This is a genomic window from Actinomadura sp. SCN-SB (assembly GCF_043906805.1).
Lineage (GTDB): Bacteria > Actinomycetota > Actinomycetes > Streptosporangiales > Streptosporangiaceae > Spirillospora.
This window is the reverse complement of sequence record NZ_JBIMPP010000004.1, coordinates 42,428-63,429: the sequence shown is the minus strand read 5'-3', so window position 1 is coordinate 63,429 and position 21,002 is coordinate 42,428. Positions and strand designations below refer to the sequence as shown.

Sequence of the window (21,002 nt, the reverse complement as noted above, 5' to 3'; positions counted from 1 at the left end):
TCAGCCCGCGGAGGACCGCAGCCGTCCCGCCGCGCGCTGCGGTGGGTAGACCGTGACCCAGTCGCGGTTCTGGATCTGCTTGATGGCCTGGGTGGTCGTCCAGAAGTTGTTGGCCTTCGGGTCGAAGGTGAGGTGGCCGGCGAAGGTGGTGTCGGCGCCCTTGGCGTGCAGGCTGTCGCAGATGGCCTTGTTGTCGACCTTGCCCGCCGCCTTCACGCCGGCGACCAGGATCTCCCAGGCGTTCCAGGACGCGGCGGCCTGCGTCTCGAACACCGTGTACGGCAGCTTGGCCTGGGTCGCCCTGGCCTTGAAGTCGTTCACGATGGCGGTCGCGTCCGGGCCGAGCCGGTCCAGCGTCGCCTTGTTGGGCTCGAAGATGGTGACCGACAGCAGGCCGTCGGAGGTGTCGCCGAGCCCCAGCAGCGGGCCGGGCGCCGGGAACAGGCTGAACATCAGCGGGGGCTTGTAGTTCAACTGCTTCATCGCCTGGAGCAGGTTGACGGGGTCCACTCCGAGGCCGTCGTTGATGACCAGGTCGGGCTTGGCGTCGCGGATCTGGGTGGCCAGCGGCGCCCAGCTCGTGGTGTTGGGCGGGTAGCGCCGTTCGAGGACGACGTCCAGGCCGCGCTGCTTGGCGATGGACACCATGCCGACCTTGTCGTTGCCGGAGCCGTAGGACACGAAGTCGGTGGAGCCGTTCTGGTTGGTGAGGATGGCGACCCGCTTGGGCGGGTCGGGGAGCGTCGCCACCGCGTCGAACAGCTGGTTCGGCACCACCTTGTTGGGCTCGGGGCCGATCGACCACGCCGGGAACTGGCACCGGTAGGTCATCAGCGGCGCGATCACGGAGGTGTGTTGCGGCAGTGTGTACCCGTGCCGCGACGCCACGGCCATCGCGGACAGGATGTTCGGCGTCGCGTACGGGCCGATGATCAGGTCCACCCGGTCCTGGGTGATCAGCTGTTCGTACAGCGTGCTGACCTTGGCCTGGTCGGACTCGTCGTCCCGGACCACCCAGCGGACCTGCCGGCCCAGCAGCCCGCCGTTCGCGTTGAGCCGGGCGACGAACTGCTCGCCCGCGATCTTGTGGATGGCGCCGGTCGCGGCGAACGCGCCGCTCAGGGAGAGGGTGGAGCCGACGACGATCGGCTTGCCACTGTCCTCCGTCCCGTCGCCGGATCCGGACTTCTGCTCGCAGGCCGCCGCCGCTCCGCTGAGGAGCAGGCCGGCCGCGACCAGCGTGAAGAGACGGTTTCCGCGATGTCCGTTATCGCCCATGGCAAGCCACCTCGCCGCCGTGTCGTCCCGGTAGTGTAATCTTCAATTTTTTCTGTGTGCAATATCTCAGTGGCGATCTCTCTCTGATCTCCGGTGCGGGCCTCAGCGGTGTGGTAAGGCGTCGTGGACGACCCGTCCGCCCACGACGGTCAGCCCCCCGATCCGAGCATCCCCCGGCGGGTCGGTGACACCGCTCTTCGCTGGTCCGAACTCACGAGCCGACACCGCCTCTCGCGGTCACCCATGGGCGCCCTGAGAGTACGTCGGTCTCCGCACAGTGGATACTTTTATTCCGCCCTATGAAAGAAGCGTCGCGGGACCGGGCCTGGCGAGGGACGGCACGCATACCTCGGGTCGTGCGGGTAGGGGGTCGGCATGGTGCGCAACATCGACCGGCGAGGCGTGCAGGAGCTGGTCCGGGACCGGGACGCCCAGATCGTCGAGGTGCTGTCGAGAAGGCAGTACGACTGGGCGCATCTGCCCGGCGCGGTGCACCGTTCGCTCGCGGAATTGGACGCTCCGGAGGCGTGGGGCCTGGACCCCGCCCGCCCGGTGATCGTCTACTGCCAGGACCTGCAATGCGACCTGAGCCCGCGCGCCGCCCACCGGCTCGAACGCCTCGGCCACCCCGAGGTCTACGACTACGCCGCGGGGAAGCTGGACTGGCTGTCGGCCGACCTGCCGTACGAGGGGCACGCGGAGCTGGTCTCGCGCGTGGTGCGCCGCGACCCGGTGGTGGCGGCCCCCGAGGACCGGATGGGGGAGGTGGCCGACCGCATCCTCGCCGACCCCGCCGGCGTGGCGCTGGTGGTGGACGCCTCCGGCGTCGTCCAGGGCGTGATCGGCGAGCGGGAGCTGGCGGGCGCCCCGGACGAGGCGCCGGCCGAGCGGTTCATGAACCCGGCGGCCCCGACCGTGCGGCCGAGCGAGGACGCCGCCGCCCTGATGCGCCGGGCGGACCGCGCCGGTCTCCACGAGATCGTCGTGACCCGCCCGGACGCGACCCCGGTCGGCATCGTCGCCACCGCGATCGCCCGCTCGCCCCGCTCCGGCCCCCGCTGAGCGCCCGCGCGTTTCGGCGGCCGGTCAGCGGGCAGGGTCAGCGCCGTGGCGGTCGGCGATCAGGCGACCGAGAGGACCAGGACGATGAGGGTCTCCGACACCCGCCGGATCGAGGAGATGCTGGGGGATCTCGCCTTTCCGGCGAGCAAGCAGCAGATCGTCGCGCACGCGCGCTACCGGCAGCCCGGCTCCGCCGCCGAAAGGGCGCTCGCCGCCCTTCCGCTCGGCGACTACGACAACGTCGAGCAGGTGCTCAGGTCCGTGCCCACCGAGCCGGATCCGGGACGCAGCCCGGCGGAGCGGGACTACCAGCGCACCCATCACAGGAAGCCGCAGCTGGCCGAGCACATGCGCGACAGCGAGGAGCCACCCGTCCAGGAGGAGCTGCACAGGGAGCCGCGCCGGCGCCGGTAGCGGCACCGGTCACGGCTCGAAGACACGGTTGCGCGGCCGGGGCAGGTCGTAATGGTCACGCAGGGTCGTGCCCTCGTACTCCTTGCGGAACAGGCCGCGGCGCTGGAGTTCGGGCACCACGTGGTCGATGAAGTCGTCCAGGCCGCCCGGCAGGTGCGGGGGCATGATGTTGAACCCGTCGGCGGCGCCCGCCTCGGACCACTCCTCGATCCTGTCGGCGATCTGCTCGGGCGTCCCGGTCACGACCAGGTGGCCGCGCGCCCCCGCCAGCCGGTAGAGCAGTTCGCGCAGGGTGGGACGCTCGCGCCGCACCAGGTCGGTGATGAGCTTGGCGCGGCTCTGCGGGCCCTGCACGTCCGACGGCCGCGGCAGCGCGTCCACCGAGAGGGGCTCGTCCAGCGGGATGCCCGACAGGTCGGCGCCGTCGAAACGCGCCGACAGGTGGCGCAGGCCGACCTCGGGAAGGGTCAGCTCGTTCAGCTCGCGCTCCAGCCGCCGCGCCTCCTCCTCGGTCGAGCCGATGATCGGGCTGAGCCCGGGAAGGATCTTCAGATGCCGGGGGTCGCGGCCCGCGGCGGACGCGCGGCGGCGGACGTCGGCGGCGAACGCGACCGCCTCGGCCATGTCCTGCTGCGCGGTGAAGATCGCCTCGGCGTGGTGCGCGGCGAACCGGCGCCCCTCCTCCGACGAACCGGCCTGCACCAGGACGGGGTGCCCCTGCGGCGGCCTCGGGACGGTCCCCGCGCCCTTCACCCGGTAGAACTCGCCCTCGAACCCGGCCTCCCTGATCTTGGCGGGGTCGGCGAAGCGTCCCGCGGCCTGGTCGTGCACGACCGCGTCGTCGGCCCAGCTGTCCCACAGCCGGGTGACGACCTCCATGTACTCGAACGCGCGGGCGTACCGCTCGTCGTGCGGGATGGGGCGGTCCAGGCCGAAGTTGGCGGCGGCGCCGACCGCCCACGAGGTGACGATGTTCCACCCGATCCGGCCATGGCTGATGTGGTCCAGCGAGGCGAACTGCCGGGCCAGGTTGAACGGCTCGGTGTAGGTGGTGGACGCGGTCGCGATCAGCCCGATCCGCTCGGTGACGGTGGCCAGCGCCGCCAGCAGCGTCAGCGGCTCCAGCCCGCCGCGCGGGCGGAACTCGGCGTCGCCGTTGCCCAGGACGAGCTGGTCGGCGAAGAACACCGAGTCCAGCAGCCCCTCCTCGGCGCGGCGCGCCAGCGACTGGAAGTAGGCGACGTCGGTGACCGCGGCGGTGGTGGAGCGCGGATGCCTCCAGGCCGCCTCGTGATGGCCGTGACCGACCACGAAGACGTTAAGGTGCAGCGACATCGCGGCCGTCCTTTCTGGTGATGCCCAGCCCTTCGAGCAGGGTCCTCCGGATGTTCAGGAAGTCGGGGTGCTCGTGGTCCCGGGGCTTGGCGAGCCCGACGGGCAGGTCCACGCGGATGCGGCCCTCGTCCAGCACCAGGACGCGGTCGGCGAGCGTGATCGCCTCGTCCACGTCGTGCGTGACCAGCAGCACGGCGGGACGGTGCCGCGCGCACAGGTCGGCCAGCAGGACGTGCATGCGGATCCGGGTCAGCGCGTCCAGCGCGCCGAACGGCTCGTCGGCCAGCAGCAGGGCCGGTTCCCGTACGAGGGACCGCGCCAGCGCGACGCGCTGCTGCTCGCCGCCCGACAGCATCCTGGGCCAGGCGCGTTCCCGCCCCGCCAGGCCCACGTCGGCCAGCGCCGCCCGGCCGCGCGCCGCGGCGTCGGGGGAGTCGAGCCCCAGCACCACGTTGTCCAGCACACGCGCCCAGGGCAGCAGCCGCGAGTCCTGGAACATGACCGAGCGGTTCTCGGGGACCTCAAGGCGGCCGTCGCCGTCGACGTCCGGGTCGAGGCGTGCCAGGGCGCGCAGCAGCGTGCTCTTGCCCGAGCCGCTCCGGCCGATCAGCGCGACGAACTCGCCCGGCGCGATCTCCAGGTCGATCGCGTCCAGCACCGCGCGCTCCCCGTAGCGGCGGGTCAGCCCCGAGATCGTGACGACGGCCCGGTCCGTCGTGGACTCGGTCACGCTCCCAGCGACGTCCGCCATGACAGCGCCCTCCTCTCCGCGACACGCACGAGACCGTCGGAGAGCAGCCCCATCGTGGCGTAGATGACCAGGCCGACCACGATGATGTCGGTCTGGCCGTAGTCGCGGGCCTTGGTCATCACGTAGCCGATGCCCTCGGTCGCGTTGATCTGCTCCAGCACGACCAGCGCCGTCCACGACATCGTGACCGCCAGCCGCAGGCCGGTGAAGAAGCCGGGCAGCGCCCCCGGCAGCGCCACCCTGCGGATGAACTGCCATCGGGACAGGTGCACGGTGAAGGCCAGCTCGACGTACCGGTAGTCGATGCCGCGCAGGGCCGCGTGCGTGTTGATGTAGACCGGCACCAGCACGCTGAGGGTGATCAGCGTGATCTTCATGGTCTCGCCGATGCCGAGCCACAGGATCGCCAGCGGGATCAGCGCCAGCGTCGGGATGGCGCGTTTGATCTGCACCAGCCCGTCCACGGCGGCCTCCCCGGCCCGCGACAGTCCCGACAGCAGCGCCAGGACCGTGCCCAGCAGCACGCCGCAGACCAGGGCGGTGCCCGCGCGGCGCGCCGAGGCGAGCAGGTGCCCGACCAGCTCGCCGTCCGCGAACATCTGGGCCCCGGTGCGCAGGGCCGTGCTCGGCGCCTCGAGCTGCCGCGGGTCGAGCAGCCCGGTGCTGGACGCGACCTGCCACACCACCAGGACCACGACCGGGCCCAGCAGCCGTGCCGCGCCCAGCGGGCGGCGCGACGTCAGCCGCACCGTGCGCTTCGGCCGCCGCGGCGCGTCCGGCGCGGACGCGCCGCCCTGGTCCTGCCGCGCGGTGGTGCCCGATGCGGTCAGCGCCATCAGGATCCGCCTCCCGCGTCCGGTGTCCGGCTCGCGCCCACGCTCGCCGCCGCCTCCTGGATCACCGGGTCGAAGCGGGTGTCGATCGCCTCCTTGGCCTGGAGCCGCTTGGGCAGGTCACCGGCCTCGAAGAGAAGGTCGATGGTCTGCTGCTGGCGGGCGATGAGGGCCTGGTCCAGCTTGGGGAAGGTGAACGCGCCCTGGCTGCGGATCATGGCCTGGCCGTCGGCGGGGGACAGCTTCTGGTTCTTCACCACGTAGGCGTCGATCCAGGCGTCCGGGTTCTTGTTGACCCACGCCTGCGCGCGGACCCAGTGCCGCACGTACTCGGCGATGGCCGCCGCCTTCGCCGGGTCCCGCAGCGCCTCGCGCCGCGCGTACAGGTACCACAGCCCGGTGGCCAGGCCCGCGGTCTCCGACTCGGGGAGCCCGGTGCCACCGCGGCTCCGGTACTCGGTGATGTAGCGCGTGTAGTGCGGCTCGTTCAGCGGCGCGGCGTCCACCTGCCGGTTGCGGATGGCGTCGGGGAAGTCGGCCGCCTTCAGCGGCACCAGCGTGACGTCCTTCTTGGTCAGCCCCGCCTTCTTGAGCGCGCGCAGGATGTACGGCTGGCGGCCGGTGCCCTCCCCGTAGGCGATCTTCTTGCCCTTGAGGTCGCGGAGCGTCGTGATGTTCGCGCCCGGCGCGATGGCCAGGTGGTAGTCGAAGGGCCGCTCCTGGCGGGCCGCGATGATGGGGACGTCCACGCCCGCGGCCTGCGCCTGGATCGGCGGCGTGTCGGCGACCACCGCCAGGTCGATCGCGTCGCCGCGGAACGCCTCCAGGATGGACGGGCCACCGATGAAGTTGGCGTACGTGACCTTGGCCTTCATCTGGCCGAGTTCGCCCGACGCCCGCATGAGGACCTGGTCCTGCTCGTTCTGGTCGCCGAAGACGATCTCCGCACCGGCCGGGACGGCGGTGGGCAGCGGCGCGTCGGCCGCGAGCTCACCGCCCTCGTCCCCACCGCACCCGGCCAGGACGAGCGGCAACGCGAGGACGAGCGCGAGCACCGCGCGAGGGGATCGGTTGAACATCTTCTGGGGCTCTTCCTTCCGCAGTGGTGGTCAGCGGGCCGCCGTGGCCCGGGACGCGTAGCGGCTCTCGGGACGGGGCAGGCCGTAGTGCTCGCGAAGCGTCGAGCCGGTGTAGCCGGTCCGGAACAGGCCCCGGCGCCGCAGTTCGGGCACGACGTGGTCGATGAACAGCTCCAGGCCGCCCGGCAGGTAGGGCGCCATGATGTTGAAGCCGTCGGCGGCACCCGCCTCGAACCAGGTCTGGATGTGGTCGGCGATCTGCTCGGGCGTCCCGGCGATCACCTTGTGGCCGCGGGCGCCGGCGAGCCGTCGCAGGAGCCCGCGCACGGTCGGCCGTTCCCGCCGCACGATGTCGGCGACCAGCGCGCGCCGGCTCTTGCTGGTCTCCACCGCGTCGCCGTTCAGCAGGCCGGGCGGGACGGGGTCGTCCAGCGGGACGCCGGACAGGTCGACGCCGGCCAGCCGCCGCAGCGTGAGCAGGCCGTACTCGGGGACGGCCAGCGCGTCCAGCTCCTCCTTGCGGGCCAGCGCCACCGCCTCGGTGTCGCCGATCACCGGGCTCAGGCCGGGCAGGATCCTGAGGTGGCCGGGGTCGCGGCCGATCGCCGCGGCGCGGCGGCGCACGTCGGCGGCGAACGCGAGCGCCTGGTCCAGGTCCTGCTGCGCGGTGAAGATGGCCTCGGCGTGGCGGGCGGCGAAGTCGCGCCCGTCCTCCGACGAGCCCGCCTGCACGAGGACGGGCCATCCTTGGGGCGAACGCGGCACGTTCAGCGGGCCGCGCACGCGCAGCAGCGGCCCCTCGTGCTCGATGGCGTGGACCTTGTCCGGGTCGGCGTAGACGCCCGCGTCCCGGTCGCCGACGATCGCGTCGTCCTCCCAGCTGTCCCACAGCTTGGTGACCACGTCGACGAACTCGTCCGCGCGCACGTAACGGTCGTGGTGCGCGGGCTGCTCGTCGAACCCGAAGTTGGCGGCGGCGCCGGTGGCGGAGGAGGTGACGATGTTCCAGCCGGCCCGCCCGCCGCTGATGTGGTCCACGGACGCGAACTGCCGGGCCAGGTTGTAGGGCTCGGAGTAGGTGGTGGACGCGGTCGCGATGAGCCCGATCCGCTCGGTGGCCACGGCGATCGCGGCCAGCAGCGTCAGCGGCTCGGGGCGGCGTATCGGCTGGTAGCGGATGTCCTCGGTGAGGGAGAGCGCGTCGGCGAAGAACACCGAGTCCAGCGCGCCGCGCTCGGCGAGCCGGGCGACCTCCTGGAAGTAGCGCACGTCGGTGAGGCGGGCCGGGTCCGTCTCCGGATGTCGCCAGGCCGCCTCGTGATGACCCACGCCCTGGATGAAGGCGTTCAGGTGCAGCCGTCGCCCGCCACCGGTCATCGCGGTCCCCCTCCCAAGATCTCTAGTTAAAAGACTATACATACCTTTTTTATCGGGAAAGCCTCCGGCCTGTGGCGGGCGTCTCGCGCGATACCGATTGTTCTTCACATTGTCGACAATCTCGCGTACGGTCCCGGTGTGGAGGTCACGAGCCGTTCCGGTGGCGCCGGAGTCCGGGCCGCACCGAACCGAACCGAATCAGGAGCGCCCACATGACCGCACCTTGGGGGACGTCGCCCACCTCGGCCACGTCGAGCTGCTCACCCCCGACCTGGACGGCACCGTGCTGGCACCCGACTGGGAGCTCATCACCTGGACGGAGGAGGAGCGCAAGAAGGGCCAGGCATGGGGCCTGAAGACCATCGAGACCTTCCACACGCACGGCACGCCGCCGGTCGGCGAGGAGGACGGCGACCGGCGGCGGGAGCCGTCAGCGCAGGCGGGACTCGATGGCCTCGATAACGCGCGGGCGCAGCTCGGCGGCGCTGACGACGGCGTCGACCGAGCCGACCTCGACCGCGCGCCGGATGTCGTGGACGCGGTCGAACTCGGTGGCGACCTCGCCGAGCTTCTCCGCCCGCACCGAGGCGCGCAGCTCGTCCAGCTCCGCGGTCAGCGTCGCGCGGTCGGCGCCCGAGGCCGCCGTGACACGGGCCTCCAGGTCCCGCACCCGCGGGTCGGCCGCGGTACGGGCGTCGACCTCGCCGGCGAACACCACCGCGGCGGCGGGGGCGCCGCCGAGCACCGAGGCGAACGAGCCCTCCAGCGCGAGCACCGTCATGTTCGGGTTCAGCGCCTTGGAGAACACCACGAACGCGCCGCCGTGGTACCGGGAGATCACGCAGAACACGATGGGCCCGCGGAAGTTCACGATCGCCCGGCCGATCTCGGCGCCGTACTCCAGTTGCAGCTTGCGCATCGACTCCGGCGAGCCGTCGAAGCCCGACAGGTTCGCTAGCACCACCAGCGGCCGGTTGCCGCTGGCCGCGTTGATGGCCCGCGCCGCCTTCTTGGACGACTGCGGGAACAGCGTGCCCGCGGTGTAGGCGTCCGGGCCGTCGGTGGGCGGGAAGCCGCGCCGCGGCACCGACCGCGACTCGATGCCGAGCAGGCACACCGGCATGCCGCCCAGGTGCACGTCCTGCACCACGGCCGTCTCCGCGTCCGCCATCCCCGCCCAGCGCTCCAGCACCGGGTGGTCCTGGTCGGACAGCGCCCGCATCACGGTGCGGATGTCGAACGGCTTCTTGCGGTCCGGGTTGGCCTCGGCGGAGAAGATCTCGCCGACGGTGGTGAACTCGCTGCCCTCCACGGCGTGCGGGAAGTCGCGGATGTCGCGGTCGACGGGGTCGGACGTGCGGGCGCGGCGCGGCCCGTCCTCGCCGGGCACGACATAGGTGTGGTCGTAGTGCGCCATCAGCACGTCCCGCGCCGCGGCCAGGTTCGGCGCCCAGTACTGCGCCTGCCCGTTCGGGCCCATCACCCGGTCGTAGCCGCCGATGCCGAAGTTGTCCTCGGCCGACACGCCGCCGGAAAAGTCCAGCGACTGCTTGCCGGTGAGCACCATCGCCGAGTCCGGCGTCATCACCAGGATGCCCCTGGTGTGCATGAGCATCGTCGCCTCGGCGTTCCAGTACGGCTGCGCGCCGACGTTGATGCCCGCGACCACGACGTTGATCTCGCCGCCCGCCTGGGTGAACTCCACGATCCGCTTGAGCGCCGCGGCCACCCAGTCCATGTTCTCCGTGCCGGAGTCCATGGAGATCCGGGCGCCGGCGGACAGCGCGTACCACTCCAGCGGCACCCGCATCCGCTCCGCCAGGTCCAGCGCGGCGATCACGCGGCGGCACTCCGGCTCCGCCAGCGCCCCGAGCGACTTGGTCGGGTCGCCGAGCAGCACGACCCGGGTGACGCCCTCCGGATGCCGCCCGGTCTTGGTGCTGACCACGCCCGCGACGATCCCCGCGGTGTTGCGCCCCTTGGGACGGTCCACCGGGACCAGCGCGTTCCGGTCGTCCAGGTCGTGCTCGGTGAAGTCGCCGAGCAGGCCGGTCAGCTCGTACGGGTACACGGTGTTGCGGGCGCTCGCGCGCAGCACCTTCTGCCGGTAGCCGTCCACCGGCTCGACCGGCGCGTCCGACGGCTCGCCGACGGTCACCTCGGCGCCGCCGGTGGCGTCGAAGGTGACCCGCACGGCGATCTTGCGCAGCTCGCCGGTCCCGCCGTCGCGCTGCCGGGCGATGAACTCGATCTCCTCCAGACCGGCGCCCGCGGTCGTCGGCAGGATCCGCTCGACCAGCATGTCCAGCTCGGACCTGGTGATGCGGCTCGGCGGCCACACGTAGATCACGATCCGGTTGGTGGTGAAGCGGGCCTTGGACGGCCGCCGCGACTGCGCGCGGCGGATCGAGTCGAGGCAGGTGGCGATGGTGTTCTCGGCGGTCGGCAGCGCGACCAGCCTGCCGTCGTGCTCGCGCAGCTCGGTCAGATCCCGCACCTGCGCGAACGCCACGAGACGGTCGTCGGACGGGTTCTCCCGCGCCACGCACCGGAACAGGTAGACCTCCTCGTCCGAGGACGGCAGCCGGGTGAGGTCGAACCCGCTCAGCCGGTGCATCCGCATCCGCTCGGCGATGTACGGGTGCAGGCCGCGGATCAGCCGTTCCTCCTCCATCCCGGTGGGGGACGGGCGGAAGGTGAAGTGGTGGTGCATCACCGCGCCGCTCCGGCCCGCGACGGTGGCGGTGAGCCGGCGGACCCGCTCCGGCAGCGGATGCGCGTTGATGACCTCGTGCAGCGCGGCGGCCATCGCGTCGAAGTCCTCCGGCTGCCGCTCCCAGGAGAGATAGATGTCGGCGTCCGTGTCGGCGTCGATGGCGTCCTGTCCGCCCGCCAGCTCCGCCAGGCCGTCCAGCGCCCGTCCCAGCGACTCGAAGCCGACCGCGGCCGACACCACGCACGACCCCGCGCGCTCGGCGACCACGAACCGGCATCCGGCGACCTCGCTGGTGCGGACGCCGGTGAGGTCCTTGTTGCCGTAGTAGCGGCGGGTCAGCACCTCCAGCATGACCGAGTTGTCCCGGTCGTGGCGGACCAGCCGCCGGCCCAGCAGCCGCACCAGCGGCTCGGTGCTGCGCACCATCTCGGCGATGCGCTCGGCGCGGTCCGGCGCGTCCGGGTGCGCGTCCAGGTGGCGCAGGTGCTTGCGGACGTCGGCGTACACGCGGGCGCGGTTGCGGCGCAGCAGCGGCTGGGCGAACCAGGCGAACACCACCCCGCGCGCCAGGTCGGAGACCACGGGGAAGCGGACCTGCGTCGCCGCCACCAGCCGTTCCAGCATCAGGCCCACGGGCTCGTGCAGTGTGTGGTCCGGCGGCGGCTCCCGCAGCCAGGCGCGCAACAGCGTCGTGACGACCGTGGCGTCGGTGGACGCGCGCTGCAGCGCCAGGAAGATCCGGAAGACCGCGGCCTCCAGCTCCGGGGTGCGTTCGAGCTCCGTGACGCCGTAGTGCGCGAGCGCCTTGGCGAGCTTGGCCTGGAACGCCTCCGGCAGCCCGGCCCGCTCGACGTCCAGGCTCTGCAGGTAGGTGTGGAAGTGCTCGCGGTCGCTGTGCACGTGACCGTCGCCGCCGCCGTCCTCACCGGCGGGCCGGTTGCGGCTCAGCTCGGCCAGGTCGGTGAACGCCTCGACCAGCGCCAGCTCGTCGGCCAGCGGCCGGTGGCCCTCGTCGGCGGACGCCCGGCGCGCGTCCAGGTACTCCTCCAGCACCCGGCGCTCGTCGTGCGGATCGACGTCGAAGCCCAGCAGCAGGCTGCGCAGGTCCTCCCGGCCGCGCGCGGCCCGCGCCCGCGCCGGGATCGACGCGGGCGCCGCGGGCAGGTCCAGCTCGACCGCCCCGGCCGCCGAGGTCTCCTCGGCCCCCGCGTCGTCGGCGACCGCCTCCAGCCGCAGCAGCGGAGCGCCGGTCTCCACCTGGCTGCCCACCGACACGGCGCATTCCTTGAGCCGGGCCTTGAACGGCGCGCGCAGCACCGTCTCCATCTTCATGCTCTCCAGCACCAGCACCGGCGCGCCCGCCTCGACCTCGGCGCCGACCTCCACCGGCGTGGCGACCACCAGCGCCGGGGCGGGGGACCGGACGACGCCGCCCTCGTCCTGGCTGACCTGGTGCGTCACACCGTCCACCTCGATCAGGTGGATCGGCCCGTGCCGGCCGGCGAGCAGGCGGTGCCGGCTGCCGTTGACGACGATCTGCCCGCTGTGCCGGTCGAAACGGTCCAGCTCGACGTCCGCCGTGCGCATGCCCCCGCGGTCGCCGGTCTCGATGCCGACGCGGAACCGGTGCGCGCCGACCCGCGCCACGCGCACGCGGTAGGCGGCGCCGCGCAGCTTGAGGTCCAGCGGCCGGCCGCTCTCGTGCCGGACCTGCGGGCGTCCGCCGAACGCCGTCGACAGCAGCCGCTGCCGCTCGGCGCGCTCCTCCTCCTCGTACACCGCGATGGCGGCGGCGGCCAGCGCCACGCCGGAGTGCCGGTTGGAGACCAGGCGGCCCTCGTCGCGGACGCGGTCGATCCAGCCGGTGTCCGCGGAGGCGTCGATCACCTCGGGCTGGCCGAGCAGGTCGAGCACGAAGCTCTTGTTGGTGGCCCCGCCCTCGATGATCACCGTGGTCTGCGCCATGGCCCGGCGCAGCCGGCCCAGCGCCTCCTCGCGGTCGCGGCCATGGGCGATGATCTTCGCGATCATCGAGTCGAAGTCGGCGGGGATGGTGTCGCCCTCGCGGACGCCGGTGTCCACCCGGATGCCGGGCCCGGCGGGCAGGTCGAGCCGCGCGATCCGCCCGGGGGAGGGCGCGAAGTCGCGGTCGGGGTCCTCGGCGTTCAGCCGGGCCTCGACGGCGTGCCCGCGCTCCACCGGCGGCTCCCCTTCGAGCCGTCCGCCGGCCGCCACGTGCAGCTGCGCCTTGACCAGGTCGAACCCCGTGGTGACCTCGGTGATCGGGTGCTCGACCTGGAGCCGGGTGTTGACCTCCAGGAACGCGAACAGCCGCTCGCCCGGGTGGTAGAGGAACTCGACGGTCGCCGCGCCCCGGTAGCCGACCGCCACCGCCAGCCGCTCGGCGGACGCCTTCAGCTCGGCCGCCTGCTCCGGGCTCAGCACGGGCGACGCCGACTCCTCGATGACCTTCTGGTTGCGCCGCTGCACCGAGCAGTCGCGCACGCCCAGCGCCCACGCCGTGCCCTGCCCGTCCGCGATCACCTGCACCTCGACATGCCGGGCGCCGGTGACCAGCCGCTCCAGGAACACCACGCCGCTGCCGAACGCCCGCGCCGCCTCCTGGCTGGTGCGCTCGTAGGCGTCGGCCAGCTCCGCCTCGCTCTTGATCACCCGGATGCCGCGCCCGCCGCCGCCCGCGGTCGCCTTCAGCATCAGCGGGTAGCCGATCCGGGACGCCGCCGCCAGCGCGGCGTCCAGGTTCTCGACCGCGCCCCGGCTCCACGGCGCGACCGGCACCCCCACCTCCTCGGCGAGCAGCTTGGCGCCGATCTTGTCGCCGAGCCGGCGCATGGCGTCCGCGTCCGGGCCGACGAAGGTGACCCCGATCTCCTCGCACAGCTCGGCGAAGGCCGGGTCCTCCGCGACGAACCCCCAGCCGACCCACGCCGCGTCCGCCCCGGTCTCCACCAGGGCGCGCTCCAGCACCTTCAGGTCCAGGTACGGGCGCGCCGCCGCCGGGCCGAGATCGTAGGAGAGGTCGGCCTCCCGCACGAAGGCGGCCGAGCGGTCGACGTCGGTGTGCAGGGCGACGGTCTCGATCCGGTTCCCGGTCTCCGCGGCGATGTCCCGCACGGCGTGGATCACCCGCATGGCGGCCTCACCGCGGTTGACGATGGCGACACGACTGAACACCGGCCGAGTCCTCCTCAAGATCAACGAATGGGTGCGCGCCGCGACACGGCGACCCCGGCGGTCTCAACCCTCCCGCCTGACCGGCCGTCCGCGCCATGTCGGGGACAGCGCAGGCTGGGCACCCCCACTTTGTGGGAAACGTCCAAAAGCCGGAGCCCTCAAGCCCGGCCGTCCCATAGCCACCACCACCGCAGTTAGCGCAAACTGCCCATAGAGGGCGCGCACGGCTCACGGACCACCTCACCCCCGCTCGCGGGACGGACCACCAGGGAGACGCGATGGGCACGGCTGACGACAGGCGACACACCGAGGTGCCCGACGAAGTGGACGCCGTCATTCTCGGCGCGGGGCACAACGGCCTGGTGTGCGCCGGGTATCTGGCCGCGGCCGGGCTCGAAGTGCTCGTGCTGGAGGCGCGGGACGTACCCGGCGGTGACACGGTCACCGAGGAGCTGACGTTGCCGGGGTTCGCCCATGACTCGTGCTCCAGCGCGCACGTGCTGATCCAGTCGAACCCGCTGATCAGGGACGACGAGCTCGGGCTGCTGTCGGCGTACGGGCTCCGGTACGTGATGACCGACCCGGCGGTGGTCCTTCCGCAGGCCGACGGGGACGCGCTGGTCATGCATCGCGATGTGGGCGCGACCGCGGAGGAGATCGCGCGCTGGTCCACGGCGGACGCGGAGTCCTTCAGGACCCTGCTGGACGAGTGGTCGCACGGGCTGGCCGCCGTCCATGCCCGGTGGAACTCCAACCTGCCGCTACGGGACGACGACGCCTCCAAGCGCTACCGGGAGCTGCGTGCCGGGAGCGCCTGGGACGTGGTGCACGAGCGCTTCACCCATCCGGTGATCCGCTCGTTCATGCTGTGGCTGGCGCTGGCGACCATCCAGGATCCGCGCCGTCCCGGCACGGGGGTGCTCCCCTCGTCGATCGCCGCGGGGCGCATCAACTTCGGGTGGACGACGCCGATCGGCGGCTCGTCCGCGCTCCCGGAGGCGCTGATCCGGCAGATCGAGGCCCACGGGGGCCGGGTCGTGTGCTCCGCCCCGGTGTCGGCCATCGACGTGGTGAACGGCAGGGCCGCCGCGGTCCGGACCGGCGACGGGCGGCGGGTGAGAGCGCGCCGGGCGGTGGTGTCCAGCGCGCACCTGGCGAAGCTGGCGGACATGCTCAGCGGCATCGGCGTCCCCTCCGACCTGGCCGAGGCCCGGGACACCTGGCGGCCCGGCCTCAGCGTCTTCGCCGTCCACGCCGCGCTCCGGGGCGACCTCGGCTTCCACACCCGCAAGGGGCCGATGCCGAGCGTCGCGGCCGGGTTCGGCACCGCCGAGGGCATCGCGCGGCAGATGGCGGCCTTCCATCGCGGTGAGCCCGACGCGACCGATCCGTGGCTGCTCGTCGTCGACCAGACGGTGGTCGACCCCGACAGGGCCCCCGGGGACGCCGCCACGTTCAAGATCCTCACCATCGCGCCGTACGAGCGCGCGGACGGGCGCTCATGGGAGGAGAGCAAGGTCGAGCACGCGGAGGCGCTCGTCGGCCTGGTCCGCGCGCGCAGCGACGGACTGGAGCCGGGGGACGTCCTCGCGCTCAGGGCCGAGTCACCGGTCGACGTCGCCGCCCACAACACGCACAACCTCGGCGGCTCGTGCCATGGCGGCGAGTTCCTCACCCCCTCCGGGGAGGTGATCCCCGGCTGGACCTCGTACCGGACCTCCGTTCCCGGGCTGTTCCTGACGGGCGCGACCACGCATCCGGGCGGCTCGGTGTCGGGCCGTCCCGGACGCAACACCGCGCGGACGGTCCTCACCGACCTCGGCATCGACCCGGAAACCGTGATGGGGCCGATCTAACAACGCCGCCCGGCCCGCGCGGGCATTACTCAATCCAGCGCGTCCGGCATATTGCAATAAATGCCAAATTTCCTATTTGGCCGTGAGTGGTCATGAGTGCGGCATTGATGTGTTTGTGGGCGTTACGTTCGCCTGGACGCGCGTCGGGGGCGTGTTGTGCGCGTTCCGCTACTGACGAAGGAGTCGTATGCGCATCCACCGTCGCAGGCGCGCCGCCCTCGCCGGCGCGCTGGCCGTGGCCTTGGTCGCGCCGATGGCGGTCGCCGGTCCGGCGGAGGCCCGAGGCCACCCGCTGGACGAGGTCTTCGCCCGGCTGCTGGTCAAGAAGGTCTCCGGCAAGAACGTCCACGAGCACCTGCGGGCCTTCCAGGCGATCGCCGACGCCAACGGCGGCAACCGGCCGGCCGGGTCGCCCGGCTATGACGCCTCCCGCGACTATGTGGCGAACAAGCTGCGGCGCGCCGGGTACAAGGTGCAGTTGCAGCCGATCAACTTCGTGCAGGACTGGAGCGAGAACACCCCGCCGGTTCTCGAACAGCGCTCGCCGAACGCCAAGACGTACACGCCCGGCACCGACTTCGTCACCTTCGAGCCCTCGCCGTCGGGCGACGTGACCGCCGAGGTCCAGGGCGTGGACCTGACGCTCCCGCCCACACCGGAGCCGAGCTCGACCAGTGGCTGCGAGGCGGCGGACTTCGAAGGGTTCGTGGCCGGTCGCATCGCCCTGATCCAGCGCGGCACATGCCCGTTCGTCAACAAGGTGCAGAACGCCAAGGCCGCCGGGGCGTCCGGCATCATCGTCTTCAACGAGGGGCAGCCCGGCCGCACCGACCCGTCCCCGCTGGACATCGGCGAGTGGCGGGCCGGGATCCCGATGGTCTTCTCCAGCTTCGCGGTCGGCGACGAGCTGGCGAGCACCCCGGGCGCCACGGTCCGGCTCAAGGTCGACTCCAACCTGGTGCTGGGGACCAACCACAACGTCATCGCCGAGACCCGTGGCGGAGACTCCCGCAACGTGGTGATGGTCGGCGCCCACCTCGACGGCGTCCCCGAAGGACCCGGGATCAACGACAACGGCTCGGGCAGCGCGGCGATCCTTGAGACCGCGCTGCAGATGAGCAAGTTCCCGGTGCGCAACAAGGTGCGGTTCGCGTGGTGGGCCGCCGAGGAGATCGGGCTGCTCGGCTCGGACCAGTACGTCGGCTCCCTGTCCCAGACGCAACGGGACCGCATCCGGCTGTACCTGAACTTCGACATGGTCGCCTCGCCGAACTACGCCATCAAGCTGTACGACGGCGACGACTCCGACGCGACCGGCTCCCCGGCAGGCCCGCCCGGATCGGCGCAGATCGAGGCGCAACTGGAGAGGTTCTACGACCGCCGCGGCCTCGGGCACGTGGGCACCGACTTCGACGGCCGGTCCGACTACGGCCCGTTCATCGCGATCGGCATCCCGGCGGGCGGCGTCTTCACCGGCGCCGAGACCTTCAAGACGCCGGCCGAGGCCGCGCTGTTCGGCGGGACCGCGGGCGTCGCGTACGACGTCTGCTACCACCAGGCGTGCGACGGCCTCGCCAACGTCAACCGGACGGCGCTGGACGTCAACTCCGACGCGATCGCCGACTCCACCGCGCGCTACGCGTTCACCACCAAGGGCATCCCCTCCCGCAAGAGCACCCTGGCCGCCCGGACCACGGGCGCCGCCGCGGGGACCCACGCGGCGCGCTGATTCACCGCGCGGGGGTGAACGGCCGGACAACGCGGCCGCTCACCCCCGCGTCGCGGTACGCGTCCAGCGCCCGCTGATGGTGGTCACGGGCCTGCTCGTGCTGACCGAGCCTGAGGTGGACCTGGCCCAGAAGGTCGAGCGCGCGGGCCTCGCCGTTGCGGCTTCCGAGCAACGGCACCGCCCGCGCGCCCGCCTCGGGAACGGACGGCCTGCGCAGCCTGCCGAACGGGTAGACCAGCGCGATCGCCGTGGACACCGTCGCCCGGTAGTGGTCTGTCCATGCGCGACCGGCGGCTGCCGCTCATCGGCGCGCTCGCCGCCCAGGGCCTGAACGACGTCCTCGACCGACCCACTACATCGGCTGGCCGCTGGGCGCCAGACTCAGCGTCCAGATCGACACCCTCATCGCCCGCCAGGAGAAGGGACCGCCGTCCTGACCGGCTCCAGGGCGCTCATGTAGTCGACCAGGCGCACGCCGATCTCGAACGCGACATCGCCCTCCAGCTCGGGATCGAGCCACACCTCGGAGATCCGCCGCCAGGACACGGGGCCGAGGAACACACCGGCGACGGCCTCGCCTCCGAGCCTCGGGCGCCACTCCTCCTCGGCCGTGGCCAGGCGGGCGAGGACGGCGTCGTTGTCGCGCTCGGCGCGGTGCTCGGCATGGAAGCCGATCTCCAGCGCCTGCGTGCGCGCGGCGGCGACGATGTCGGCGCCGATGATCTGCGCCTCGTAGTGCTCGCGCTGCGGCCCGGGATCCCCGAACCACGCCTTGACCCCGTTCCGGCGTACCTGCACATGCAACCGGCCCAAGTCGGGCGGTGCCGTCCCACGGACGACCTCACCGACCTGCTCGAAAAGCTCCCAATCCTCCACCGTTTCACCCCAATGACGCCCTACCGTAGCCGGTGGCCCCGACACTCCGCAGGGGCGCAGAACCGCGGCCTTGCCGCGCGTGAGGGCGCGGCCAAGGATGGCGAGATGAAGTCAGCGACAGACATGGATTCCCGCGCCGTGGTCATCGCCGTGTTTCCCGGGGTCCTGGGCCTGGACGTCGTGGGTCCCCTTGAGGTCTTCGCGTTGGCCAACCGCTTCGGGGCCGCTCCCGCGTACGCGACCTCCGTCGTCTCCCTGACCGGCGGAACGATCGTCGCCTCGTCGGGGCTGGCCCTGGGCACCGAGCCTGCCGCAAGCGTCACGGCTCCGCCCGACACCCTGGTCGTGGCCGGGGGTTACAGCTCAAGCCAGGCCGCCGCCGACCGTGACTTCATCGGCTGGCTGCGGCGCGTCGCCGGATCCGCGCGACGTGTCACGTCGGTCTGTAGCGGCGCGTTGCTGCTCGCCCGAGCGGGGCTGCTGGACGGACGCCGGGCGACGACGCATTGGTCGGTGTGCGGCAAGCTCGCGACGCACTATCCGTCGGTCGAGGTCGAGACCGGTCCCGTCTACGTCCGGGACGGGAAGGTGTGGACCTCGGCGGGTGTCACCGCCGGCATGGACCTCGCGCTGGCCCTCGTCGAGCACGACCACGGCGCCGACCTGGCCTTGACGGTGGCTCGTGAGCTGGTCATGTTCGTCCACAGGCCGGGCGGGTTCCCGCAGCTCAGCGTGCAGCTCGAAGTGCGGCGGCCGGAGAGCGAACGTCTCCGCGAGATCCTGGCGTTCATCGCCCGGTGCCCCGGCGCCGATCTGTCGGTGCCGGCGCTGGCCCGCCGCTGCGCGATGAGCGTGCGGACGTTCGGCCGGGTCTTCCGTCGGCAGACCGGGACCACGCCCGGGGCGTTCGTCCGGGCGAGCCGGGTCGAGGCCGCGCGGCGGCTGATCCAGACGAGCGACGCCACCTTCGAGGAGATCGCCCGGACCTGCGGGTTCGGCACCGTCGAGACGATGCACCGCGCGTTCCAGCGCACGGTCGGGACGACCCCGGGCCGGTTCAGGCCGCAGCGCGAACCCGAGCGTGCCGGAACGGCCGTCCCGTGACGGCGCCGGTCGCGCGCCCGGGACGGCCAGTTTTCTGATGAATTCGGTCACCTGTTCGGAACGGGCTGGACACCCACCCTGGCGGCCAGCATCTTCGCGAGCATGGACACCGAGAGACGAGGCGACGGGCGCCGGCACATCCGGCCTGCACGCGATCCTGCATCGCTGGCCGAGCGCGGTCGGGCTGGCCGCGGCCATCTGGTCGCTTGCGACCGGGGCGGAACGTAGAGCCGTCGCGGTCACGATCTGCGTGGCGGCCCTGTGCTATCTCGGTGCCGCCGCGTTGGACAAGCCGTGGGTCGCGTGGGCGGGGATCCCCGGCGGCAGCCTGGTCGTGGTCGTCAGCGAGGTGATCGGCCTGGTGTGGTGGGCGGGCATCGGGATCGCCGCGCTCGCCCTGATCGCGATCGGGCTCCTCACCAAGGTCTCCCGGCCACCGCTCACCGCTCAGACGCTGGCCCTCATCGGCTTCGGCGGTCTCGCCGTCGTCGGCATGTACGTGGCTCCCCGCGCCGGACTGGCGCTGGCCGGTGTCGCCCTGGCGTCCCACAGCGTGTGGGACGTGATCCACTACCGGCGTAACCGGGTGGTGCCTCGTTCCCTGGCGGAATTCTGCGTCCTCCTGGACGTCCCGCTGGGCGCCGGAGCCGTCATTCTCGCGATCCTCGATTGACCCCTGGCGCCGTTCCGCCGCGTTCGGCGTGCCGCCGCAGAGCCTCCTCGTCGATGTCGTACCCGGTGACGGTGAAGCCCGCCGCCAGCAGATGGGCGCTCATCGCCGAGCCCATCACCCCGAGGCCGATCATTCCGACGCGAGGCCGCATCCGTGTGTCAGCCGTCCGCAGGATGGACACTTGTCCGGCCAGTCTGGTCGCGGGGTCAGCGCGGGGGCCGGACGCGGCGGAGCCGGATCGGCTCGGTGCCGCCGAGCGCGTCCAGCAGGTCGATCAGGACGGCCCGGGTCACCTCGACGCGGTCGTCGCCGAGGCGGGCGCGGGCCAGGTCGTCCAGGCCGGCGCGGAAGCGGCGCGCGGCGGCGACCGCCTCCTCGCCCCTACCGGTCAGCCGGATCCGGCGGATCCGGCCGTCGCGGGCGTCGGCCACGCGCTCCAGATAGCCGAGGCCCTCCAGCTCGGCGACGGTCTTGGAGACGGCCTGCTGGGTGAGCCGCATCCGTTCGGCCAGTTCCCCGACGGTCGGCTCCTCCTCGATCAGGTGCTGGAACAGGTAGCCGTGCGCGATGCGGAGGCCGGTGAGGCCGGCGGCGTCCAGGTCCGCCTGGACGCGCGCCGCCGCCGCCTGGCCCACGAACAGCGCGAGGCTGCCGAGGTCGAGGTGCTGCGGATCGACGGGCATGCCGACCATGGTGCATTGCACAACCGTAGTTGCACAACCGT

17 protein-coding genes are annotated in these 21,002 nt (G+C 72.4%); 6 read left to right on the top strand and 11 right to left on the bottom strand.

Going from position 1 to position 21,002, the window contains the following annotated elements:
• Window positions 1-1,278: an amino acid ABC transporter substrate-binding protein gene (locus ACGWYJ_RS03905; RefSeq protein WP_395104144.1), complete on the bottom strand. Its 1,278-nt coding sequence runs from the start codon at window positions 1,276-1,278 to the stop codon at window positions 1-3.
• A gap of 375 nt (window positions 1,279-1,653) precedes the next feature.
• Here ACGWYJ_RS03905 and ACGWYJ_RS03900 point away from each other — a divergent pair, with 375 nt between their 5' ends.
• Window positions 1,654-2,340 (top strand): rhodanese-like domain-containing protein, encoded by a 687-nt coding sequence (locus tag ACGWYJ_RS03900; RefSeq protein WP_395104143.1) that lies wholly within the window; start codon window positions 1,654-1,656, stop codon window positions 2,338-2,340.
• Between the two features lie 84 nt (window positions 2,341-2,424).
• Window positions 2,425-2,754 carry a DUF2795 domain-containing protein gene (locus ACGWYJ_RS03895; protein ID WP_395104142.1) on the top strand — a complete coding sequence of 110 codons (330 nt, stop codon included), beginning with the start codon at window positions 2,425-2,427 and terminating at the stop codon, window positions 2,752-2,754.
• A gap of 9 nt (window positions 2,755-2,763) precedes the next feature.
• On the opposite strand, the gene ACGWYJ_RS03890 is transcribed toward ACGWYJ_RS03895, so the two are convergent.
• From ACGWYJ_RS03890 to ACGWYJ_RS03865, 6 genes are all read right to left on the bottom strand, one after another.
• Complete coding sequence (locus ACGWYJ_RS03890) at window positions 2,764-4,089, bottom strand: LLM class flavin-dependent oxidoreductase (RefSeq protein WP_395104141.1); 1,326 nt, start codon at window positions 4,087-4,089, stop codon at window positions 2,764-2,766.
• Window positions 4,073-4,840 (bottom strand): ABC transporter ATP-binding protein, encoded by a 768-nt coding sequence (locus tag ACGWYJ_RS03885; protein WP_395104140.1) that lies wholly within the window; start codon window positions 4,838-4,840, stop codon window positions 4,073-4,075. The genes ACGWYJ_RS03890 and ACGWYJ_RS03885 overlap by 17 nt, the downstream gene beginning before the upstream one ends.
• Window positions 4,816-5,676, bottom strand: a complete 861-nt coding sequence (locus tag ACGWYJ_RS03880) for an ABC transporter permease (protein WP_395104139.1) — start codon at window positions 5,674-5,676, stop codon at window positions 4,816-4,818. Before ACGWYJ_RS03880 ends, ACGWYJ_RS03885 begins: the two co-directional genes overlap by 25 nt.
• Entirely contained in the window at window positions 5,676-6,752 is a 1,077-nt protein-coding gene (locus tag ACGWYJ_RS03875; protein WP_395104138.1) for an ABC transporter substrate-binding protein, read from the bottom strand. Before ACGWYJ_RS03875 ends, ACGWYJ_RS03880 begins: the two co-directional genes overlap by 1 nt.
• 30 nt (window positions 6,753-6,782) lie before the next feature.
• Window positions 6,783-8,129 (bottom strand): LLM class flavin-dependent oxidoreductase, encoded by a 1,347-nt coding sequence (locus ACGWYJ_RS03870; protein ID WP_395104137.1) that lies wholly within the window; start codon window positions 8,127-8,129, stop codon window positions 6,783-6,785.
• A gap of 430 nt (window positions 8,130-8,559) precedes the next feature.
• Complete coding sequence (locus tag ACGWYJ_RS03865) at window positions 8,560-14,040, bottom strand: carboxyl transferase domain-containing protein (RefSeq protein ID WP_395104136.1); 5,481 nt, start codon at window positions 14,038-14,040, stop codon at window positions 8,560-8,562.
• 278 nt (window positions 14,041-14,318) lie between these two features.
• Here ACGWYJ_RS03865 and ACGWYJ_RS03860 point away from each other — a divergent pair, with 278 nt between their 5' ends.
• On the top strand, window positions 14,319-15,896 hold the full coding sequence (locus ACGWYJ_RS03860; RefSeq protein WP_395104135.1) for a phytoene desaturase family protein: 1,578 nt from the start codon (window positions 14,319-14,321) through the stop codon (window positions 15,894-15,896).
• 187 nt (window positions 15,897-16,083) lie between these two features.
• Window positions 16,084-17,625: a M28 family metallopeptidase gene (locus ACGWYJ_RS03855; RefSeq protein ID WP_395104134.1), complete on the top strand. Its 1,542-nt coding sequence runs from the start codon at window positions 16,084-16,086 to the stop codon at window positions 17,623-17,625.
• A gap of 1 nt (window position 17,626) precedes the next feature.
• Here the strand turns inward: ACGWYJ_RS03855 and ACGWYJ_RS03850 are convergent, their stop codons facing one another.
• On the bottom strand, window positions 17,627-17,881 hold the full coding sequence (locus ACGWYJ_RS03850; RefSeq protein WP_395104133.1) for a tetratricopeptide repeat protein: 255 nt from the start codon (window positions 17,879-17,881) through the stop codon (window positions 17,627-17,629).
• 146 nt (window positions 17,882-18,027) lie between these two features.
• The gene (locus tag ACGWYJ_RS03845; RefSeq protein WP_395104132.1) at window positions 18,028-18,501 is read right to left on the bottom strand and encodes a hypothetical protein; all 474 of its coding nucleotides are present in this window, start codon (window positions 18,499-18,501) and stop codon (window positions 18,028-18,030) included.
• Window positions 18,502-18,606: 105 nt separating this feature from the next.
• Between ACGWYJ_RS03845 and ACGWYJ_RS03840 the strand changes: the two genes are divergently transcribed.
• Both ACGWYJ_RS03840 and ACGWYJ_RS03835 read left to right on the top strand, forming a co-directional pair.
• Window positions 18,607-19,605: a GlxA family transcriptional regulator gene (locus tag ACGWYJ_RS03840; protein ID WP_395104131.1), complete on the top strand. Its 999-nt coding sequence runs from the start codon at window positions 18,607-18,609 to the stop codon at window positions 19,603-19,605.
• A 283-nt stretch (window positions 19,606-19,888) separates the two neighbouring features.
• A complete protein-coding gene (locus ACGWYJ_RS03835) occupies window positions 19,889-20,278 on the top strand; it encodes a hypothetical protein (RefSeq protein WP_395104130.1) in 390 nt (129 codons plus the stop codon).
• On the opposite strand, the gene ACGWYJ_RS03830 is transcribed toward ACGWYJ_RS03835, so the two are convergent.
• The gene (locus ACGWYJ_RS03830) at window positions 20,256-20,429 is read right to left on the bottom strand and encodes an NAD(P)-binding domain-containing protein (RefSeq protein ID WP_395104129.1); all 174 of its coding nucleotides are present in this window, start codon (window positions 20,427-20,429) and stop codon (window positions 20,256-20,258) included. The genes ACGWYJ_RS03835 and ACGWYJ_RS03830 overlap by 23 nt on opposite strands.
• A 55-nt stretch (window positions 20,430-20,484) precedes the next feature.
• Entirely contained in the window at window positions 20,485-20,961 is a 477-nt protein-coding gene (locus ACGWYJ_RS03825) for a MarR family winged helix-turn-helix transcriptional regulator (protein ID WP_395104128.1), read from the bottom strand.
• Window positions 20,962-21,002 lie beyond the last annotated feature (41 nt).

Excerpts from the sequence above, each read along its gene's own strand:
- ACGWYJ_RS03905 (WP_395104144.1), bottom strand. The coding sequence starts at position 1,278 with ATGGGCGATAACGGACATCGCGGAAACCGTCTCTTCACGCTGGTCGCG.
- ACGWYJ_RS03900 (WP_395104143.1), top strand. The coding sequence starts at position 1,654 with ATGGTGCGCAACATCGACCGGCGAGGCGTGCAGGAGCTGGTCCGGGAC.
- ACGWYJ_RS03895 (WP_395104142.1), top strand. The coding sequence starts at position 2,425 with ATGAGGGTCTCCGACACCCGCCGGATCGAGGAGATGCTGGGGGATCTC.
- ACGWYJ_RS03890 (WP_395104141.1), bottom strand. The coding sequence starts at position 4,089 with ATGTCGCTGCACCTTAACGTCTTCGTGGTCGGTCACGGCCATCACGAG.
- ACGWYJ_RS03885 (WP_395104140.1), bottom strand. The coding sequence starts at position 4,840 with ATGGCGGACGTCGCTGGGAGCGTGACCGAGTCCACGACGGACCGGGCC.
- ACGWYJ_RS03880 (WP_395104139.1), bottom strand. The coding sequence starts at position 5,676 with ATGGCGCTGACCGCATCGGGCACCACCGCGCGGCAGGACCAGGGCGGC.
- ACGWYJ_RS03875 (WP_395104138.1), bottom strand. The coding sequence starts at position 6,752 with ATGTTCAACCGATCCCCTCGCGCGGTGCTCGCGCTCGTCCTCGCGTTG.
- ACGWYJ_RS03870 (WP_395104137.1), bottom strand. The coding sequence starts at position 8,129 with ATGACCGGTGGCGGGCGACGGCTGCACCTGAACGCCTTCATCCAGGGC.
- ACGWYJ_RS03860 (WP_395104135.1), top strand. The coding sequence starts at position 14,319 with ATGGGCACGGCTGACGACAGGCGACACACCGAGGTGCCCGACGAAGTG.
- ACGWYJ_RS03855 (WP_395104134.1), top strand. The coding sequence starts at position 16,084 with ATGCGCATCCACCGTCGCAGGCGCGCCGCCCTCGCCGGCGCGCTGGCC.
- ACGWYJ_RS03840 (WP_395104131.1), top strand. The coding sequence starts at position 18,607 with ATGAAGTCAGCGACAGACATGGATTCCCGCGCCGTGGTCATCGCCGTG.
- ACGWYJ_RS03830 (WP_395104129.1), bottom strand. The coding sequence starts at position 20,429 with ATGCGGCCTCGCGTCGGAATGATCGGCCTCGGGGTGATGGGCTCGGCG.
- ACGWYJ_RS03825 (WP_395104128.1), bottom strand. The coding sequence starts at position 20,961 with ATGCCCGTCGATCCGCAGCACCTCGACCTCGGCAGCCTCGCGCTGTTC.